Origin of the sequence: Pseudomonas sp. LH21 (genome assembly GCF_036549575.1) — a bacterium.
Lineage (GTDB): Bacteria > Pseudomonadota > Gammaproteobacteria > Pseudomonadales > Pseudomonadaceae > Aquipseudomonas > Aquipseudomonas peradeniyensis.
This window is the reverse complement of the sequence record NZ_CP144367.1, coordinates 5,256,059-5,276,021: the sequence shown is the minus strand read 5'-3', so window position 1 is coordinate 5,276,021 and position 19,963 is coordinate 5,256,059. Positions and strand designations below refer to the sequence as shown.

Here is a 19,963-nt window from a genome sequence, read left to right as displayed (position 1 = left end):
GTATAACCAGATTGCTTGGGGTTATATGGTCAAGTGAAGAAGCGCATACGGTGGATGCCTTGGCAGTCAGAGGCGATGAAAGACGTGGTAGCCTGCGATAAGCTTTGGGGAGTCGGCAAACAGACTGTGATCCAGAGATCTCTGAATGGGGGAACCCAGCCAGCACAAGCTGGTTATCTTGTACTGAATACATAGGTGCAAGAGGCGAACCAGGGGAACTGAAACATCTAAGTACCCTGAGGAAAAGAAATCAACCGAGATTCCCTTAGTAGTGGCGAGCGAACGGGGACCAGCCCTTAAGCTGGTTTGAGATTAGTGGAACGCTCTGGAAAGTGCGGCCATAGTGGGTGATAGCCCCGTACACGAAAATCTCTTGCCAGTGAAATCGAGTAGGACGGAGCACGAGAAACTTTGTCTGAACATGGGGGGACCATCCTCCAAGGCTAAATACTACTGACTGACCGATAGTGAACCAGTACCGTGAGGGAAAGGCGAAAAGAACCCCGGAGAGGGGAGTGAAATAGAACCTGAAACCGTATGCGTACAAGCAGTGGGAGCCTACTTTGTTAGGTGACTGCGTACCTTTTGTATAATGGGTCAGCGACTTATATTCAGTGGCGAGCTTAACCGAATAGGGGAGGCGTAGCGAAAGCGAGTCTTAATAGGGCGCTTTAGTCGCTGGGTATAGACCCGAAACCGGGCGATCTATCCATGGGCAGGTTGAAGGTTAGGTAACACTGACTGGAGGACCGAACCGACTACCGTTGAAAAGTTAGCGGATGACCTGTGGATCGGAGTGAAAGGCTAATCAAGCTCGGAGATAGCTGGTTCTCCTCGAAAGCTATTTAGGTAGCGCCTCATGTATCACTGTAGGGGGTAGAGCACTGTTTCGGCTAGGGGGTCATCCCGACTTACCAAACCGATGCAAACTCCGAATACCTACAAGTGCCGAGCATGGGAGACACACGGCGGGTGCTAACGTCCGTCGTGAAAAGGGAAACAACCCAGACCGTCAGCTAAGGTCCCAAAGTCATGGTTAAGTGGGAAACGATGTGGGAAGGCTTAGACAGCTAGGAGGTTGGCTTAGAAGCAGCCACCCTTTAAAGAAAGCGTAATAGCTCACTAGTCGAGTCGGCCTGCGCGGAAGATGTAACGGGGCTCAAACCATGCACCGAAGCTACGGGTATCACCTCTGGTGATGCGGTAGAGGAGCGTTCTGTAAGCCTGTGAAGGTGAGTTGAGAAGCTTGCTGGAGGTATCAGAAGTGCGAATGCTGACATGAGTAACGACAATGCGAGTGAAAAACTCGCACGCCGAAAGACCAAGGTTTCCTGCGCAACGTTAATCGACGCAGGGTTAGTCGGTCCCTAAGGCGAGGCTGAAAAGCGTAGTCGATGGAAAACAGGTTAATATTCCTGTACTTCCAGTTATTGCGATGGAGGGACGGAGAAGGCTAGGCCAGCTTGGCGTTGGTTGTCCAAGTTTAAGGTGGTAGGCTGAGATCTTAGGCAAATCCGGGATCTCAAGGCCGAGAGCTGATGACGAGTGCTCTTTAGAGCGCGAAGTGGTTGATGCCATGCTTCCAAGAAAAGCTCCTAAGCTTCAGATAACTGGGAACCGTACCCCAAACCGACACAGGTGGTTAGGTAGAGAATACCAAGGCGCTTGAGAGAACTCGGGTGAAGGAACTAGGCAAAATGGCACCGTAACTTCGGGAGAAGGTGCGCCGGTGAGGGTGAAGCACTTGCTGCGTAAGCCCACGCCGGTCGAAGATACCAGGCCGCTGCGACTGTTTATTAAAAACACAGCACTCTGCAAACACGAAAGTGGACGTATAGGGTGTGACGCCTGCCCGGTGCCGGAAGGTTAATTGATGGGGTTAGCGCAAGCGAAGCTCTTGATCGAAGCCCCGGTAAACGGCGGCCGTAACTATAACGGTCCTAAGGTAGCGAAATTCCTTGTCGGGTAAGTTCCGACCTGCACGAATGGCGTAACGATGGCGGCGCTGTCTCCACCCGAGACTCAGTGAAATTGAAATCGCTGTGAAGATGCAGTGTATCCGCGGCTAGACGGAAAGACCCCGTGAACCTTTACTATAGCTTTGCACTGGACTTTGAGCTTGCTTGTGTAGGATAGGTGGGAGGCTTTGAAGTGGGGACGCCAGTTCTCATGGAGCCATCCTTGAAATACCACCCTGGCAACCTTGAGGTTCTAACTCAGGTCCGTTATCCGGATCGAGGACAGTGTATGGTGGGTAGTTTGACTGGGGCGGTCTCCTCCCAAAGAGTAACGGAGGAGTACGAAGGTGCGCTCAGACCGGTCGGAAATCGGTCGTAGAGTATAAAGGCAAAAGCGCGCTTGACTGCGAGACACACACGTCGAGCAGGTACGAAAGTAGGTCTTAGTGATCCGGTGGTTCTGTATGGAAGGGCCATCGCTCAACGGATAAAAGGTACTCCGGGGATAACAGGCTGATACCGCCCAAGAGTTCATATCGACGGCGGTGTTTGGCACCTCGATGTCGGCTCATCACATCCTGGGGCTGAAGCCGGTCCCAAGGGTATGGCTGTTCGCCATTTAAAGTGGTACGCGAGCTGGGTTTAGAACGTCGTGAGACAGTTCGGTCCCTATCTGCCGTGGACGTTTGAGATTTGAGAGGGGCTGCTCCTAGTACGAGAGGACCGGAGTGGACGAACCTCTGGTGTTCCGGTTGTCACGCCAGTGGCATTGCCGGGTAGCTATGTTCGGAAGAGATAACCGCTGAAAGCATCTAAGCGGGAAACTTGCCTCAAGATGAGATCTCACTGGAGCCTTGAGCTCCCTGAAGGGCCGTCGAAGACTACGACGTTGATAGGTTGGGTGTGTAAGCGCTGTGAGGCGTTGAGCTAACCAATACTAATTGCCCGTGAGGCTTGACCATATAACACCCAAGCAATTTGCGCCGAGGCCAAATTGTGGTGGTGAAGACGAAAGAACCGAAAGTTCGCAGCTTCACAAATTCACATATCCGAATTCGCTGGAGTATCCATCTGGATGTTCTGGCAACAGAATTTCTTGACGACCATAGAGCATTGGAACCACCTGATCCCATCCCGAACTCAGCAGTGAAACGATGCATCGCCGATGGTAGTGTGGGGTTTCCCCATGTGAGAGTAGGTCATCGTCAAGATTCATTTCGCAAAACCCCTATCTGCGTGAGCAGGTAGGGGTTTTGTCTTTTCCGCGTCCGCCAAATCAACACCGCCCCCCTGTAGGAGCGGCCTCGTGCCGCGAAAGGGCCGCAACGCGGCCCCGGCGATATCAGCGTGATGCACAAATCCTGGGTCTGCTCCGCAGCCCATTCGCGGCACAAGGCCGCTCCTACAGGGATCGCGTCGGCGGCAAGCCTGGCATCTGCGTGAGCAGGTAGGGGTTTTGTCTTTTCCGCGTCCACCAAATCAACACCGCCCCCCTGTAGGAGCGGCCTCGTGCCGCGAAAGGGCCGCAAAGCGGCCCCGGCGATATCAGCGTGATGCACAAATCCTGGGTCTGCTACGCAGCCCTTTCGCGGCACAAGGCCGCTCCTACAGGGATCGCGTCGGCAGCAAGCCTGGCGGTACATCGCGGGGCAAGCCCGCTCCCACGGAGGTTCTCTACAGAGACCACGCACCAATACTGATTCTGTGGGGCTTTAGCCGCGAACACCGGTATGGCCGGTGCCAGGCACTGCGGCGCCTGTTTCGCGGCTAAAACCGCGCACAGGGGGGCGCTGGCGGCGCAATCATAGTTTCCTGCGCGACAGCGCAGCCAAAAGGGCTGGGCCATCTCCAACAGGATGCCCTTTTCTATCAACGCATTGCCGGAAAGGGAAAAACCAGGAGAGAACCCCAGCTCGCAGTCATGCGCAAGCTGACCGCCTGGAATCAATGAAGGAAAGTTGAAGCGTTACAGCGATGCGCACGTCCCGCCAGGGAAATGAGTCGTGAACACAACCGTTAGAGGATCTGCGTGGTGTCATCGGACACCACCTGCCGCTGCCCCGCCCAGAACTGGATCAGCTCGCGCAATTGCGACAGCTCCACCGGCTTGGCCATATGGCCGTCCATGCCGGCCAGGCGTGCGCGTTCCTTGTGTTCATTGAGGATGTGCGCGGTCAGCGCCACAACCGGCGTGCGCGGACGTCGGTTGGCGGTTTCCCAGGCGCGCAGCTGCTGGGTGGCGGAGAACCCATCGAGCACCGGCATCTCGCAGTCCATCAGCACCAGGTCATAGTGCCTGGTCTTCATCGCCTGCAGCGCTTCCTCGCCGTTGCTGGCAGTGTCCGGCTCGAGGTTGAGCTTGCCGAGCATGCCGCGGATGACCTTGGTCGAGATGCTGTTGTCCTCGGCCACCAGGATGCGGAAGTCGCCGGGCAGGTCCAGCGGCACCGGGGTGCCGACCGGCAGCGGCGGAGGGGTCTGATCGCGGCCGCGCAGGGCGAGTTCCTCGGCGAGGGTGGTCTTGAGCGTGTAGCCGGCCACCGGCTTGGCGAGGATGCGCTTGACCCCGGCGTTGCGGGCGATGATCTTGCTCGGCGCGTTGCTGATGCCGGTGAGCATGACCACCAGGATGTCGTGGTTCAGGCTCGGGTCTTCCTTGATCTTGGCTGCCAGTTGCATGCCGGTCATGCCGGGCATGTTCTGGTCCAGCAGCACCGCGTCGAAGTAGTCGCGCAGGTGCGCCTTGGTGCGCAGCAGCGCCAGCGCCTCCTTGCCCGACGGCACCGCGCTGACGTTCATGCCCCAGGCGCTGCATTGCTGCACCAGCACCTTGCGGCAGGTATCGTTGTCGTCCACCACCAGCACCCGCGCATCGCGCAACGGACCGTCGAGGTCGGTGGCCGGCTGCTCCAGGCGCTGGGGATCCAGCGGCAGGGTCAGCCATAGGGTGTTGCCCATGCTGGTGCTGGTCTTGATGCCGAATTCACCCTGCATCAGGCCGATCAGCTGTTTGGCGATCACCAGACCCAGATGGCCGCCGAGCTTGTTGCTGGAGAGAAAGTGCCGGCTGTGCAGTTCGGCCTGCAGCAGGGCGTCGCGCTCGGCGGGCGGCATCGGCTCGCCGCTGTCCTGCACGGCGATGCGCAGGCGCGGGCTGTCGCCACGCTGGTCGAGGGCCACCACCAGCAGGATCTCGCCCTGGGTGGTGTTCTTCAGAGCGTTGTCCAGCAGGCTCGACAGGGCTTGGCGCAGGCGCGTCGGGTCGCCACTGACGACCCTGGGCACCTGGGGCTGGGTGAAGCTGATCAGCTCGATGTTCTGCTGCTCGGCCTTGGCCCGGAAGATGTTCAGGCAGTCCTCGATCAGGGCGTTGAGGTCGAATTGCACATCGTCCAGTTCGATCTGCCGCGACTCGAGCTTGGAGATGTCGAGGATCTCGTTGATCAGGGTGAGCAGTTCGTTGCCGGCGCTGTGGATGGTCTGCACGTAGTCGCGCTGCTTGACCGACAGCGGCGTGCCCAGCAGCAGCTCGGTCATGCCCAGCACGCCGTTCATGGGGGTGCGGATCTCGTGGCTGATCTTGGCCAGGAACTCGGCCTTGGCGTTGATCTCGGCATCGCTGGCGGCCAGGGCGCGGCTGGCGCGGAAGCGTTCCTCGCTGATCCGGCGCAGGCGCTCGCTGACCGCGAGGTTGAGCAACAGGCCGCTGACCACGGTCAGCGCCATGAGGATGCACAGCAGCCAGGGCGTGGCGGTGCGGGTCAGGCCCAGCAGGGCCGGTAGCAGCACCAGGCCGCCGAGGTTGAACACCAGCATCGCCACGCTGAACAGCCGCGCCGGGCCGTAGCCCTTGTACCAGTGGTAGCTGCTGATCAGCAGCATGCTCACGCTGCCCAGGGCGAGCAGGGCGTAGGTCATCAGGTTCAGCGGCAGCGTGTCGACGAACAGCAGCACCAGGCCGCTGACCGCGGCCACCACCATTTCCATGTGCAGCAGGCGATTGAGCCGTGCCGAACTGCAGGGGGAGAAGAAATGCAGGGTGAAGTACAGTCCGGCCAGGCCCGCCAGTACCAGGGTAAGGTAGGCCGCCGGGGTCTGCGCGCTGTGCCACAGCTGCCCCCACGGGCCAGTGAGATTGAGCAGGATCAGCGCGCTGAGCAGCATCAGGCTGTGGTACAGCGCCAGGACTAGCGTGGTGCTGGAGCGTGAATAGGCGAAGCGGATCAGGTTGTGCAGGATCAGCATTACCAGCCCGCCGAACAGCAGACCGAACAGCAGCGACTGGCGCTGGTCGGCGGCGGCGTGGGCGGTGGACTCGACGCTGATGGCTGGGCGCAACTGGTGTTCGGAGACCAGCCGCAGGTAGATGTCCAGGGGCTGGCTGCTGTGCGGCAGCGGCAGCACATGGTCCCGGCCGCGCTGGGTCGGGCTCAGGCCATCGCCCTGGCGGCCATGGTGCAGCTGGCGCAGCAGCTTGCCGCCTTCGAGGGCGTAGAGGTCCAGGCGCGACAGATCGGGGGCGAAGATGCGGACCAGTTGCTCCTGGTCGTGCGGTTCCAGGCGGTAGTGCAGCCAGAGCGCCTGGTCGGGGAGGGCGGCATCCAGTTCGTCGAGGGCCAGGGGGCTGAACTGGTTGCGGTAACGCTCGGAGCGTACATCGGACAATTGCAGGTTGGCCTGTTCATCGAGCAGCGCCGACCAGCCTCCGGCCTGTTCGGCGTGTGCCGGGAGCAGGCAGAGCAGGGTCAGCAGGCTGACGATCAGGGCTATGGCAATCCGAAGCCGACGCACGACGAAATCCCTTCTTAGCTAATGTGCCGGATAACAACTATGCGCGGCGCGCCAAGGCGAAGGCAAGGCCCCGGCGGGGCCTTGACGACGAGCCGAAGGCCGCGCGCGGAGCGCCACGGCCGTTCGGTGCATTTTTACTGCTGGTGCTCACCGCGCTCGCGGGCAATGGCCCGGTAGCCGATGTCGGTGCGGTAGAAGCTGGCGTCCCACTTGACCTGCTCGGCCAGGCGGTAGGCCTGCTGCTGGGCGGCCTCGACGGTGTCGCCCATGGCGGTGGCGCAGAGCACTCGGCCCCCGGCGCTGACCACTTGGCCGTCCTTCAGCGCGGTACCGGCGTGGAACACCTTGCCTTCAAGCTTGGCGGCGGCATCCAGGCCGCTGATAGCGGCGCCCTTGGCGTAGTCGCCCGGATAGCCACCGGCGGCCAGCACCACGCCCAGGCTCGGTCGCGGGTCCCACTGGGCTTCGACCTTGTCCAGGGCCTTGGCGAAGGCGGCCTCGACCAGCAGTACCAGGCTCGACTCCAGGCGCAGCATGACTGGCTGGGTTTCCGGGTCGCCGAAGCGGCAGTTGAACTCGATGACCTTGGGGTTGCCCGCCTTGTCGATCATCAGGCCAGCGTAGAGGAAGCCGGTGTAGACGTTGCCTTCCTCGGCCATGCCGCGCACGGTCGGCCAGATCACCTGGTCCATCACGCGCTGGTGCACGTCGGCGGTGACTACCGGGGCAGGGGAGTAGGCGCCCATGCCGCCGGTGTTCGGGCCGGTGTCCTTGTCGCCGACGCGCTTGTGGTCCTGGCTGGTGGCCATGGGCAGCACGTTGTGGCCGTCGACCATGACGATGAAGCTGGCTTCCTCGCCGTCGAGGAACTCTTCGATTACCACCCGCGAACCGGCTTCGCCGAAGGCATTGCCGGCGAGCATGTCGCGCACGGCGTCTTCGGCTTCCTGCAGGGTCATGGCAACGATCACGCCCTTGCCGGCCGCCAGGCCGTCGGCCTTGATCACGATCGGCGCGCCTTTCTCACGCAGGTAGGCTAGGGCTGGCTCGATCTCGGTGAAGTTCTGGTAGTCGGCGGTCGGGATCTTGTGACGGGCCAGGAAGTCCTTGGTGAAGGCCTTGGAGCCTTCCAGCTGTGCCGCGCCCTTGGTCGGACCGAAGCAGTCCAGGTTGCGGCTGCGGAACAGGTCGACCACGCCGAGCACCAGCGGCGCTTCCGGGCCGACGATGGTCAGGTCGACGTTCTTCTCGGCGAAGTCGGCCAGTTGCTCCAGGGCGGTGACGTCGATGGCGACGTTCTCGCATTTGGCTTCGGTGGCGGTGCCGGCGTTGCCCGGGGCAACGAAGACTTTCTCGACGCGTGGGTCCTGGGCGACTTTCCAGGCCAGGGCGTGTTCACGACCGCCGCTGCCGATGATCAAAACTTTCATGTCAAAACCTCGAAATCTGTGTTGGCCCGTGGGAGCGGGCTTGCCCCGCGATTGCGTCAGGCCAGGCTGCGATGTTGCTCCTGCTGACGCCATCGCGGGGCAAGCCCGCTCCCACGGGACCGTGGATCAGTGGCGGAAGTGGCGCATACCGGTGAACACCATCGCGATGCCGGCTTCGTCGGCAGCGGCGATGACTTCGGCATCACGCATCGAACCACCCGGCTGGATCACGGCGCTGATACCCACTTTAGCCGCGTTGTCGATGCCATCACGGAACGGGAAGAACGCGTCCGAGGCCATCACCGCGCCCTGTACCTGCAGACCGGCGTGCTCGGCCTTGATGGCGGCGATGCGCGCGGAGTTGACGCGGCTCATCTGGCCGGCGCCGACGCCGATGGTCTGGCGGTTCTTGGCGTAGACAATGGCGTTGGACTTGACGAACTTGGCCACTTTCCAGGCGAACACCAGGTCGTGGATTTCCTGCTCGGTCGGCGCGCGTTTGGTGACGATCTTCAGGTCGTCGGCGCTGATCATGCCGATATCGCGGCTCTGCACCAGCAGGCCACCGTTGACGCGCTTGAAGTCCCAACCGGCGGCGCGCTCGGCTGGCCACTCGCCGCACTCCAGCAGACGCACGTTCTGCTTGGCAGCCACGACTTCGCGGGCGGCCTGGGAGATTTTCGGGGCGATGATCACTTCGACGAACTGACGCTCGACGATGGCTTTGGCGGTCTCGCCATCCAGCTCGCGGTTGAAGGCGATGATGCCGCCGAACGCCGATTCGGTATCGGTGGCGTAGGCCAGGTCGTAGGCCTTGCGGATGCCGCCTTCGTCTTCAGGCACCACGGCCACGCCGCATGGGTTGGCGTGCTTGACGATGACGCAGGCCGGCTTGACGAAGCTCTTCACGCACTCCAGCGCGGCGTCGGTGTCGGCCACGTTGTTGAACGACAGCTCCTTGCCTTGAAGCTGGATGGCGGTGGAGATGCTGGCCTCGCCCTTCTTCGCCTCGACGTAGAACGCCGCGCTCTGGTGCGGGTTCTCGCCGTAGCGCATTTCCTGGGCCTTGACGAACTGGCTGTTGAAGGTGCGCGGGAACTCGCTGCGGTCTTCGGTCGACAGGGTCTGCTTGGCCTGGTCGATGGTGCCCATGTAGTTGGCGATCATGCCGTCGTAGGCGGCGGTGTGCTCGAAGGCCTTGAGCATCAGGTCGAAGCGCTGGGCGTAGGTCAGGCCGCCGGCCTTGAGGCCCTCGACGATACCGGCGTAGTCGCTGGCGTTGACCACGATGGCGACGTCCTTGTGGTTCTTCGCCGCCGAACGGACCATGGTCGGGCCGCCGATGTCGATGTTCTCGATGGCGGTCGGCAGGTCGCAGCCCGGCTTGCTGATGGTGGCTTCGAACGGGTACAGGTTGACCGCGACCAAGTCGATCGGCTTGATGCCGTGCTCGTTCATGATGGCGTCGTCGGTGCCGCGACGGCCGAGGATGCCGCCGTGGATCTTCGGATGCAGGGTCTTGACCCGGCCGTCCATCATTTCGGCGAAGCCGGTGTAGTCGGCCACTTCCACCGCGTTCACGCCATTGTCCTTGAGCAGCTTGTAGGTGCCGCCGGTGGACAGGATCTCGACACCGAGCTGCTGCAGCTCACGGGCGAATTCGAGGATACCGGTCTTGTCGGAGACGCTGATCAGGGCGCGGCGGATCGGCAGGCGGGTAGTCTGGTCGGTCATTTCAGATTCCATAACGCGGTGGAGTCAGCAAAAAAGGCGCCTTTTTGCATGAGCGCCTTTTCTGGTTGGGGTTCTGGCCTTACAACAGATCGTACTGCTTGAGCTTCTTGCGCAGCGTGCCTCGGTTGAGTCCGAGCATCTCGCTGGCCTTGGTCTGGTTGCCCTTGACGTAGTTCATCACGCATTCGAGCAAGGGCGCCTCGACTTCCGAGAGCACCAGGTTGTACACGTCCGTGACGGTAGCGCCTTCCAGGTGGGCGAAGTAGTTGTGCAGCGCCTTCTCGACGCTGTCGCGCAGGGTCTGGCCCTCCTCGCTCGGCGTGTTCAGGTGCTGCTTGAGGTTGGCGTTGTCGCTCACGGGCGTTGTTCCACTCACTAATGTCTCGGTCATCATCGTCATGCGGCCACCCCTTGTTCGTCCTCTGTCCCAAGGCTCTGTCGACGTTCGGCGAAAAATGCCTGAACGTTGGCGCACTGCGCTTGTGTGTCTTCCAAAGCGTTGAACCGGCTGCGGAACTCCTTGCCGCCGGGTCGGGTCGCCAGGTACCAGCCCACGTGCTTGCGGGCGATACGCACGCCCATCACATCGCCGTAGAAGGCGTGCAGCGCAGCCAGGTGCTCCAGCAGAATGCGTTCCACTTCGTCCAGCGCCGGTGCGGGCAAATGCTCGCCCGTGCGCAGGAAATGCTCGATCTCGCGGAAAATCCACGGCCGCCCCTGGGCGGCACGGCCGATCAGCAGGCCGTCGGCACCGGTGGCGTGCAGCACCGCCCGGGCCTTTTCCGGCGAGGTGATGTCGCCGTTGGCGAAAACCGGGATCGACACCGCCTGCTTGATCGCGGCGATGGTGTCGTACTCGGCGTCACCGGTGTACAGGTCGGCGCGTGTGCGGCCATGTACCGCCAGCGCCTGGATGCCGGCCTGTTCGGCGATCTTCGCCACATTCAGGCCGTTCTTGTTCGCCCGGTCCCAGCCGGTGCGAATCTTCAGCGTCACCGGGACGTCCACGGCGCCGACGACGGCGTGGAGGATTTCGGTGACCAAGGCTTCATCTCTCAATAAAGCAGAGCCTGCGGCCTTGTTGCAGACTTTTTTCGCCGGGCAGCCCATGTTGATGTCGATGATCTGGGCGCCGGCCTCGACGTTGGCCCGGGCCGCCTCGGCCATCATCTGCGCGTCGCCGCCGGCGATCTGCACCGAGCGCGGCTCGGGATCGCCTTCATGGATGCGGCGCAGGCTCGACTTGCGGCTGTTCCACAGGCGCATGTCGCTGGAGACCATCTCCGAGACCACCATGCCCGCCCCCAGGCGTTTGCACAGGGTTCGGAAAGGCTGGTCCGTGACGCCGGCCATGGGGGCCAGGATCAGGTTGTTCTGCAGTGTGTAAGGGCCGATGCGTACCGCCGACATAGGTGTTCCCTGTTGTGGGGCCGAATCATTGGAGTTCGAAAAAGGGATGGCATGATACCCGCTCTCGATGACCGGATAAAGATGAATCTGGATAAAATCTGAACAGTTGCGGCGTTATGACCGATGCCGCGAGTCTCGGAAATTCAACCGTTCAGTTGAACCTGGGGCCGCTTTGCGGTCTGTTCGCGACACCGGCAAGCCCGTAGGGCGCGCTTGCCGCTGGTCGTTTATTCCGGCGAGCGGAAGCTCAGGCTGTAGTTCACTGCCTTCGGCCCCGGGTCGAGGATGTCCAGGGCGATGTGGATCGGTGTCTGGCTGGGCATCTCGCCGCGGCCGGCCAACTCGCCCGACAGGTACTCGCTGGGCTTGAAGCGCCGGCTGGCGATCAGCTGGCCGTTGAGGTCGGCGAAGCGCAGCTCCAGCAAGGGGAAGGGTTGGGCGAAGGGGGCGCGGTTGTAGATGATCGCGTCGACGATCAGCGCGCCCTTGAAGTCCGGATGGCTGCGTACCACCAGGTTGCTGCTCTTGATCCGCGAGATGTCCACGCGGGTCGGCACCTGGCAGCCGAACACCGGGCACAGTTGCTGGAACCAGGGGCGGTACTGGTCCTGGCGGGCCATTTCGTCGAAGTGGAACCAGACGTACTGGAACGCCAGCAGGGTGGCGGCCAGCAGGGTCAGGAAGCCCCATAGCAGGCGCTTGCCCCAGTTCGGCGCGGGCTTTTCCCAGTCCAGCTGCAACGGGTCGTCGACCACGTCGACCAGCGGCTCCTTGCGCGTGCGCTCGGGCTTGATCGCCAGGCTGGGCTCCAGGCGTTGCCCGGGCTGTTCGTCGGGTTCCTCGTCGCGGGCTGAAAGCGGTTCGCTGCGGACCTCGTCATCCAGCGCCGACAGGCCTTTTTCCGGAACTGGCTCGTCGTGGACGGACAACCGCTCCAGCGGCTCGTCGAGGTCGTCGGTCGCTGTCTGGTGGCGCACCGGCGGTTCGTCGTCCAGGTCGAGGTCGGCGCTGCCGAGGGTCGGCTCGGTGCGGTCGTCGGCCGCGGGCTCCAGGTCCAGCGGCTCCTGCTCGATCAGTACCGGCGCTTCCTCGCGCACCTGTACGGGCGTCAGGTCGTCATCAGTGGCCGTGCCGAACAGCTCGTCGCCGTGTCCATCACCGGCCTGCTCGTCGCGACGGGCCTGCAACACGCTCTGCGCCGCGCCGCGCCGGTCGCCCGGGCTACGCCGTTCGAGACGCGCCAGTTCCTGGTCGAGGTCGAGGGCGTCCAGTTCCTCGGCCGTGACGCTCCAGTTGTCTTCGTCCGGTGCCGGGGTTTCGGCCACCGGCTCGGCTGCCGGGGCCACCGGTGCGACCGGCTGCGCCACCGCGGGCGGTGCCTCGGCGCTGCTTTCACCAGTGGCAGCGCGGTTCTGCTCCAGCAACTGTTTCGCCGCGTTGAACACCTGCAGGCATTGGCCGCAGCGCACCACGCCGCGGGCCACGCTCAACTGGTGATGGGTGACGCGAAAGCTGGTCTGGCAATGCGGGCACTGGGTGACGAAACTGTCGGTCATGCGGCTGTCCGGGGAGCTGTGCAGGAAATGAGTCTAGGCGCGCTTAGCGGCGGCGACCACTGATACGTACCCAGCCGTCGCGCACGACGATCGGGTCCAGGTCGAAGTCGGCCGTATACGCGGCGGCCACTTCCTCGCCTTGTTCGGCAAGGATGCCCGACAGCGCCAGCAGGCCACCGGGGCGAACCAGGCCGGACAGCTGCGGCGCCAGCGAGACCAGCGGGCCGGCCAGGATATTGGCCACCAGCACGTCGGCCTGCATGGCCGGCATCTGTTCGGGCAGGTACAGGTCGAACTTGTCGTCGGCGATGCCGTTGCGCTGGGCGTTGTCACGGGAGGCCTCGATAGCCTGCACGTCGATGTCGGTGCCGACCGCGTGGCGGGCGCCGAGCAGCAGCGCGGCGATGGCGAGGATGCCCGAGCCGCAGCCGAAGTCCAGCACCTGGGTGCCTTGCAGCTGTTGGCCGTCGAGCCACTCCAGGCACAGCGCGGTGGTCGGGTGGGTGCCGGTGCCGAACGCCAGGCCCGGGTCGAGCAGCAGGTTGACCGCGTCCTTCTCCGGGGCTTCGTGCCAGCTCGGCACAATCCACAGGCGCTGGCCGAAGCGCATGGGCTGGAAGTTGTCCATCCAGCTGCGCTCCCAGTCCTGGTCCTCGATCACTTCGGCCTGGTGCTCGGGCAGCGCGGCACCGGTCAGCAATTGCAGGTGGGCGAACACCGCTTCAGGCTCGGCATCGGCCTCGAACAGCGCCAGCAGGTGCGTGTGCGACCACAGCGGGGTGGTGTTGAGGTCCGGTTCGAAGATCGGCTGGTCTTCGGCGTCCATGAAGGTCACCGAGACGGCGCCTACTTCGAGCAGGGCGTCTTCGTAGGTTTCGGCTTGTTCCGGGCTGATGGCCAGGCGTACTTGCAGCCAGGGCATGGCGGGCACCTTTGGTAAATCGACAGGGGCAGCCCGAGGCTGCGCGAAAAGGCCGCCAGTTTACTTGAGTGCGCAGGGTTTGTGCAGGACACAGTTGTGGCGCAGCGCTTGTCGACGCCATCGCAGGGCAGCCCCACTCCCTCCGAAGAGGGAGCGGGGGCTGCCCTGGCGGATCAGAGGCTGCGCGCGCGGGTGACCCGGTCGACCAGGTACACCAGGCCGTGATAGTCGATGCCGCTGTGGCTCGACAGGCCGATCTCGCAGGTACGGCTGGTGGAGATCCCTTCGCTGCAATACTGCACGGCGTCCTTCAGGGTGCGCAGCGAATGGGCGTTGAGCTCCGGGGTGGTGAAGCCCTTGTCGCCGGCGAAGCCGCAGCAATGGATGCCCTCGGGGATCACCACCTGCTTGCTGCAGCGCCGCGCCAGGTCGATCAGCGCCTGGCTCTCGCCCAGGTGCTGGGTGCTACACGTCACGTGCACCGCCACTGGCTCGTCCTGGGGGGTGAACTCCAGCCTGTCGACCAGGTGGGTGCGGATGAAGCGCACCGGGTCGTACAGGTCCAGCCGTGAATCGCCCAGGTCCTGCACCAGGCGCAGGGTGCAGGGGCTGGTGTCGCAGTAGATCGGGTCGAGGCCGCCGCGGCTGGCGTGCAGCAGGGCGGTGATCAGCTCCTGGCGCTTGTGCTCGGCCTGCTCGGGGTAGCCCTTGGAGGCGAACGGCTGGCCGCAGCACAGGCTGTCGGCGTTGTCCGGGAACACCACCTGGTAGCCGGCCTTTTCCAGCAGGGCGCGGGTCTTGTCCAGCAGCGAGTTCTGTTCGCGGTCGGCGTAGGCCGGGCCCATCACCCGCGACACGCAGGCGGCCAGGTAGACGACCCGTGGGCGGGCATCGTGGCTTGGCGCGGGGAAATCGATGGCGCGCAGCGGCTGCGGCATGGCGGGTGTCCATTGCGGCAGGCGGCCCTTGCTGGCCCTGCTGAGGCTGGCGCTGAGGCGGCTCATGCGTGGGGCGCCGAGCAGCCTGCGCGCGCCATTGGCGGCGGCCAGGGTGAAGCGGGCGCCGCGCAGGGTGGTGTGGAAGTGCTCGGCCAGCCAGTCGGCGGCCTTGCCGTGCTCGGCCGCCTGGCCGCGCAGTTTCTTCACCAGCTCGCCGGTATTGATGCCTACCGGGCAGCGCTGGGCACAGAGGCCCGTGGCGGCGCAGGTATCGATGCCATGGTACTGGTAGGTGCGCAGCAGTTCGCGGATGTCGACGCCGGCACGCTTCTTCGCCTGGATATCGCGCCACATGACGATGCGCTGGCGTGGGCTGAGGGTCAGCCCTTTCGACGGGCACACCGGCTCGCAGAACCCGCACTCGATGCACTTGTCGACGATTTCGTCGGCGGCCGGCAGCGGCTTGAGGTACTTCAGGTGGATATCCGGATCCTCGCTCAGCACCACATCGGGGTTGAGGATGCCGTTGGGGTCGAGCAGGCGCTTGAGCTGCCACATCAACTGATAGGCGTCCTTGCCCCACTCCAGCTCGACGAACGGCGCCATGTTGCGCCCGGTGCCGTGCTCGGCCTTGAGCGAGCCGCCGAACTCCACCGCCACCAGTTGTGCCACGTCATCCATGAACGCCTGGTAGCGCGCTACTTCCTCGGCACTGTTGAAGCCCTGGGTGAAGACGAAGTGCAGGTTGCCTTCCAGGGCGTGGCCGAAAATGATCGCCTCGTCGTAACGGTGCTTGTCGAACAGCTGGATCAGGCGGTTGACGCCTTCGGCCAGTTGCTCGATGGGGAAGGTGACGTCCTCGATGATCACCGTGGTGCCGGTCTGGCGCACGGCGCCGACGGCGGGGAAGGTGTCCTTGCGGATCTTCCACAGTTGGTTGTACACCGTCGGGTCTTCGCTGAAGGCGACCTTCTGCTCCAGCGGGAACTCGGCGATGGCCGCCATAACCTGGTCGAGCTGTTCGTGCAGCAGGCTCCGGCTGGCGGCGCGGGACTCGATCAGCAGGGCGCAGGCATTGCCGGACAGGCCTTTTACCCAGGCCGGCATACCGGGCATATCCTGCACCGAACGCAGGCTGCGGCGGTCGAGCAGCTCCACGGCGGACACCGGTTGCGGCTTGAGCAGGGTCACCGCCCGGCAGCAGCTTTCCACGCTCGGGAACACCAGCAGCGCGCTGGCCTTGTGCGGGTGGTCGGGCACGGTGTCGTAGGTGACGGCGCTGATGAAACCGAGGGTGCCTTCGGAACCGACCAGCAGGTGCTGCAGGATGTCGAGTGGCTGGTCGTAGTCCACCAGCGCGTTGAGCGACAGGCCCGTGGTGTTCTTCAGTCGGTACTTGTGGCGGATACGGTCGGCCAATGCGAGGTTGGCGCGGGTCTCGCGACCAAGGCGAGCCAGTTCGTCCAGCAGGCCGGCGTGGCTTTGCTCGAACGCGGCGACACTGGCCGGGTCCTCGCTGTCCAGGCGGGTGCCGTCGGCCAGCACCAGGCGCAGGCCGGCAAGGGTGTGGTAGGTGTTCTGCGCGGTGCCGCAGCACATGCCGCTGGCGTTGTTGGCGACGATACCGCCGATCTTGCAGGCATTGATCGAGGCCGGGTCCGGGCCGATCTTGCGCCCGTAGGGGGCGAGCCAGGCATTGGCCTGGGCGCCGATCACCCCGGGCTGCAGGCGGATCTGCGTGCCTTGGCCGCGAATCTCCCGGCCATTCCAGTTGTCGCCGAGCACGATCAGCACCGAGTCGCTGATGGCCTGGCCCGACAGGCTGGTACCGGCGGCGCGGAAGGTCACGGGTACCCGGTCACGCTGGGCCAGTTGCAGCAGCGCGACCACTTCGTCCTCGGATTCCACGCGCACCACCAGCTTGGGAATCAGCCGGTAGAAGCTGGCGTCGGTGCCGAAGGCCAGTGTCGAGGTCGGGTCGTCGAAGCGGCGTTCGGCGGGGATCAGGCGCTCGGCATCACGCAGGAACGCGGCGGGCAGGCTCATGCAGTCTCCTCGCGGGGCCGCGGCGTCTTGTGCGCGGCGTGCCCCGGGCAATCAGGCGTTGGCGGGCGCGTTCAGGCGCCCAGTTCGCGGACCAGCGAGTCGCGGGTGATCTCGCTGATGGACTTGGCGCCGGTCAGTACCATGGCCACGCGCATTTCTTTCTCGAACAGCTCCAGCAGGTTTTTCACGCCCGCTTCGCCATGGGTGGCCAGGGCATAAAGGAAGGCGCGGCCGATCAGCACGGTGTCGGCGCCCAGGGCGACCATGCGCACTACGTCCAGGCCGCTGCGGATACCTGAGTCGGCGAGGATCTTGATATCGCCCTTCACCGCGTCGGCGATCGCCGGCAGGGCGCGGGCGCTGGACAGCACGCCGTCGAGCTGGCGGCCGCCGTGGTTGGAGACGACGATGCCGTCGGCGCCGAACTTGACCGCGTCGCGGGCGTCGTCGGCGTCGAGGATGCCCTTGATGATCATCGGGCCGTCCCAGAATTCGCGGATCCATTCCAGGTCTTTCCAGGAGATGGACGGGTCGAAATTGTTGCCCAGCCAGCCGATGTAGTCGGCAAGGCCGGTCGGGTTGCCACGGTATTTCGAGATGTTGCCCAGGTCATGGGGGCGGCCGAGCAGGCCGACATCCAGCGCCCACTGCGGGTGGGTCATGGCCTGCCACACGCGACGCAGCGGAGCGTTCGGGCCGCTCATGCCGGAGTGGGCGTCGCGGTAGCGGGCGCCGGGCACGGGCATGTCGACGGTGAACACCAGGGTCTTCACGCCGGCCGCCTTGGCGCGTTCCAGGGCGTTGCGCATGAAACCACGGTCTTTCAGGACATACAGCTGGAACCACATCGGCCGGTCGATGGCCGGAGCCACTTCCTCGATCGGGCATACCGACACGGTCGACATCGTGAACGGAATGCCATGGGCCGCCGCCGCGCGCGCCGCCTGCACTTCGCCGCGGCGGGCGTACATGCCGGTGAGGCCGACCGGGGCCAGGGCCACGGGCATGCTCAGGGTTTCGTCGAACAGCCGGGTCTCAAGGCTCAGGTCCGACATGTTCTTCAGCACGCGCTGACGCAGGGCGATGCTGGCCAGGTCCGAGACGTTGTGGCGCAGGGTGTGCTCGGCGTAGGCACCGCCGTCGGCGTAGTGGAAGAGGAAGGGGGGCAGCTTGCGTTGGGCCGCGGCGCGATAGTCGGTGGAGGCGGAAATGATCATGGATTCTCGCAGCGTGGGTTGAAGGTGATGCCGGGCGCTCGCTGGCGCCCGGGCCCTTTCACTTTAGTGATGAACCAGCATGCCGGTCAGCCAATAGGCCTGGATCAGGGTGATCAGGCCGACGATGGTGGCGAAGAACAGGCTGTGCTTGACGGTGAAGCGGAACAGGTCGGATTCCTTGCCCACCAGGCCGGTGGCGGCGCAGGCCACGGCGATCGACTGCGGCGAGATCATCTTGCCAGTCACGCCGCCGCTGGTGTTGGCCGCCACCAGCAGGGTGTCGTTGACCCCGATCTGGTGCGCGGTGGTGGCCTGCAGCGAGCTGAACAGGGCGTTGGACGAGGTGTCGGAACCGGTCAGGAACACGCCCAGCCAGCCCAGGAACGGCGAGAAGAACGGGAATGCGGCGCCTGTGCCGGCCAGCACCAGGGCCATGGTCGAGGACATGCCCGAGTAGTTGGTGACGAAGGCGAAGGCCAGCACCATGCCGATCGACAGGATTGGCCAGCGCAGTTCCCAGAAGGTCTCCTTGAAAGTGGTCAGACCAGTTTTGAAGTTGATCTTCAATACCCACATCGAGATCAGCGCCGAGAGGAAGATCGCGGTACCGGTGGCGGAGATCGGGTCGAGCTTGAACACCGCCGGCATGGCGGTCGGCGCGGTGACGATCGGTGCGGTCTTGATCACCAGCTGGTCGAGGTGCGGGATGGCGAAGTTGAACACGAAGTTGTACATCGCGCCGCCCGGGGCAAAGGCTGCCTTGAACGGCTTCAGGGTCCAGATCGTGACCAGCACGGTCAGGATCAGGAACGGCGACCAGGCCTTGAAGATCTCGCCGAAGCTGTACGGCGAAGGCTGGCTGCCACCCGATTGCACCACGGCGGCGCCGACGCTGCCCTTGGCTTCGGCGAACGAGCGCTTGGGCTGCCAGACTTTCAGGAACAGGGTCAGGGCGATCAGGCTGGCCAGGGCCGAGGTGATGTCCGGCAGCTCCGGGCCGATGAAGTTGGAGGTGAAGTACTGGGTGACGGCGAAGCTCAGGCCGGCCACCAGGGCGGCGGGCCAGGTCTCTTTCACGCCGCGCACGCCGTCCATCATGAACACCAGCCAGAACGGCACGAACAGCGACAGCAGCGGCAGCTGGCGGCCGGTCATGGCGCCGATGTGGAAGGCGTCGATGCCGGTCACTTGCCCGGCGACGATGATCGGGATGCCCAGGGCGCCGAAGGCCACCGGCGCGGTGTTGGCGATCAGGCACAGGCCGGCGGCGTACAGCGGGTTGAAGCCCAGGCCCACCAGCAGCGCGGCGGTGATGGCCACCGGCGCGCCGAAGCCGGCCGCGCCTTCGAGGAAGGCACCGAAGCAGAACCCGATCAGCAGCACTTGCAGGCGCTGGTCGTCGGTGATCGACAGCACCGAGCTGCGGATCACCTCGAACTGGCCGCTCTTGACCGTGAGTTTGTAGAGGAACACCGCAGCGACGATGATCCAGGCAATCGGCCACAGGCCGTAGAGGAAGCCATAGCCCGCGGCGGCCAGGGCCATGTCGACCGGCATCTGGAAGGCGAAGATCGCCACCAGGATCGACAGCGCGAGGGTGATGCTGCCGGCGACATGGCCCTTGAGGCGGAACACGGCGAGGGCGAGGAAGAAGAACACGATGGGGATGACCGCCGCCAGCGCGGACAGGCCAAGGCTACCAAGCGGGGTATAGAGTTGTTGCCAGGTTTGCATATGGGGTGGCCCCTAATTGTTGTTGGTCAAGGCACTGGCATTGGATAATTGGTAAGACCAATTTACAATGGCTGGGCGCTAGGTTAAGAGCGCCGCGCAGGGTGTGTCAATTTGTCCTGTGGAAAACTTTGGTCGGATGCCGATGAGCGGGCATCTGAGCGGCAGGGAAAATCGCCGCCTGATGGGTGTCGGCGCAGGCTGGATAGGCGCAGAATAGGCGCCCCCGG

10 protein-coding genes and 2 rRNA genes are annotated in these 19,963 nt (G+C 63.9%); 2 read left to right on the top strand and 10 right to left on the bottom strand.

Going from position 1 to position 19,963, the window contains the following annotated elements:
* The first annotated feature begins 27 nt into the window (after window positions 1–27).
* Window positions 28–2,920, top strand: a 23S ribosomal RNA gene (locus VUG52_RS24050).
* A 133-nt stretch (window positions 2,921–3,053) separates the two neighbouring features.
* A 5S ribosomal RNA gene (gene rrf, locus VUG52_RS24045) occupies window positions 3,054–3,169 on the top strand.
* An 805-nt stretch (window positions 3,170–3,974) separates the two neighbouring features.
* On the opposite strand, the gene VUG52_RS24040 is transcribed toward rrf, so the two are convergent.
* From VUG52_RS24040 to VUG52_RS23995, 10 genes are all read right to left on the bottom strand, one after another.
* The gene (locus VUG52_RS24040) at window positions 3,975–6,749 is read right to left on the bottom strand and encodes a hybrid sensor histidine kinase/response regulator (RefSeq protein WP_050707009.1); all 2,775 of its coding nucleotides are present in this window, start codon (window positions 6,747–6,749) and stop codon (window positions 3,975–3,977) included.
* A 134-nt stretch (window positions 6,750–6,883) separates the two neighbouring features.
* Complete coding sequence (gene purD / locus VUG52_RS24035; protein ID WP_050707008.1) at window positions 6,884–8,179, bottom strand: phosphoribosylamine--glycine ligase; 1,296 nt, start codon at window positions 8,177–8,179, stop codon at window positions 6,884–6,886.
* Window positions 8,180–8,305: 126 nt separating this feature from the next.
* Entirely contained in the window at window positions 8,306–9,913 is a 1,608-nt protein-coding gene (gene purH, locus VUG52_RS24030; RefSeq protein ID WP_050707007.1) for a bifunctional phosphoribosylaminoimidazolecarboxamide formyltransferase/IMP cyclohydrolase, read from the bottom strand.
* A gap of 79 nt (window positions 9,914–9,992) precedes the next feature.
* Entirely contained in the window at window positions 9,993–10,313 is a 321-nt protein-coding gene (fis, locus tag VUG52_RS24025; RefSeq protein ID WP_011535876.1) for a DNA-binding transcriptional regulator Fis, read from the bottom strand.
* Window positions 10,310–11,323 (bottom strand): tRNA dihydrouridine synthase DusB, encoded by a 1,014-nt coding sequence (gene dusB / locus VUG52_RS24020; protein WP_050707006.1) that lies wholly within the window; start codon window positions 11,321–11,323, stop codon window positions 10,310–10,312. The genes fis and dusB overlap by 4 nt, the downstream gene beginning before the upstream one ends.
* 227 nt (window positions 11,324–11,550) lie before the next feature.
* Window positions 11,551–12,879 carry a DUF3426 domain-containing protein gene (locus VUG52_RS24015; RefSeq protein WP_050707005.1) on the bottom strand — a complete coding sequence of 443 codons (1,329 nt, stop codon included), beginning with the start codon at window positions 12,877–12,879 and terminating at the stop codon, window positions 11,551–11,553.
* Window positions 12,880–12,922: 43 nt separating this feature from the next.
* Window positions 12,923–13,801: a 50S ribosomal protein L11 methyltransferase gene (gene prmA / locus VUG52_RS24010; protein ID WP_050707004.1), complete on the bottom strand. Its 879-nt coding sequence runs from the start codon at window positions 13,799–13,801 to the stop codon at window positions 12,923–12,925.
* Between the two features lie 173 nt (window positions 13,802–13,974).
* Window positions 13,975–16,785, bottom strand: coding sequence for an FAD-binding and (Fe-S)-binding domain-containing protein (locus VUG52_RS24005; RefSeq protein ID WP_050707003.1), 2,811 nt, complete (start codon window positions 16,783–16,785; stop codon window positions 13,975–13,977).
* Between the two features lie 71 nt (window positions 16,786–16,856).
* Entirely contained in the window at window positions 16,857–18,002 is a 1,146-nt protein-coding gene (gene lldD / locus VUG52_RS24000) for an FMN-dependent L-lactate dehydrogenase LldD (protein ID WP_050707002.1), read from the bottom strand.
* Between the two features lie 63 nt (window positions 18,003–18,065).
* Window positions 18,066–19,736 carry a lactate permease LctP family transporter gene (locus tag VUG52_RS23995; RefSeq protein WP_028691272.1) on the bottom strand — a complete coding sequence of 557 codons (1,671 nt, stop codon included), beginning with the start codon at window positions 19,734–19,736 and terminating at the stop codon, window positions 18,066–18,068.
* Between the last annotated feature and the right edge of the window lie 227 nt (window positions 19,737–19,963).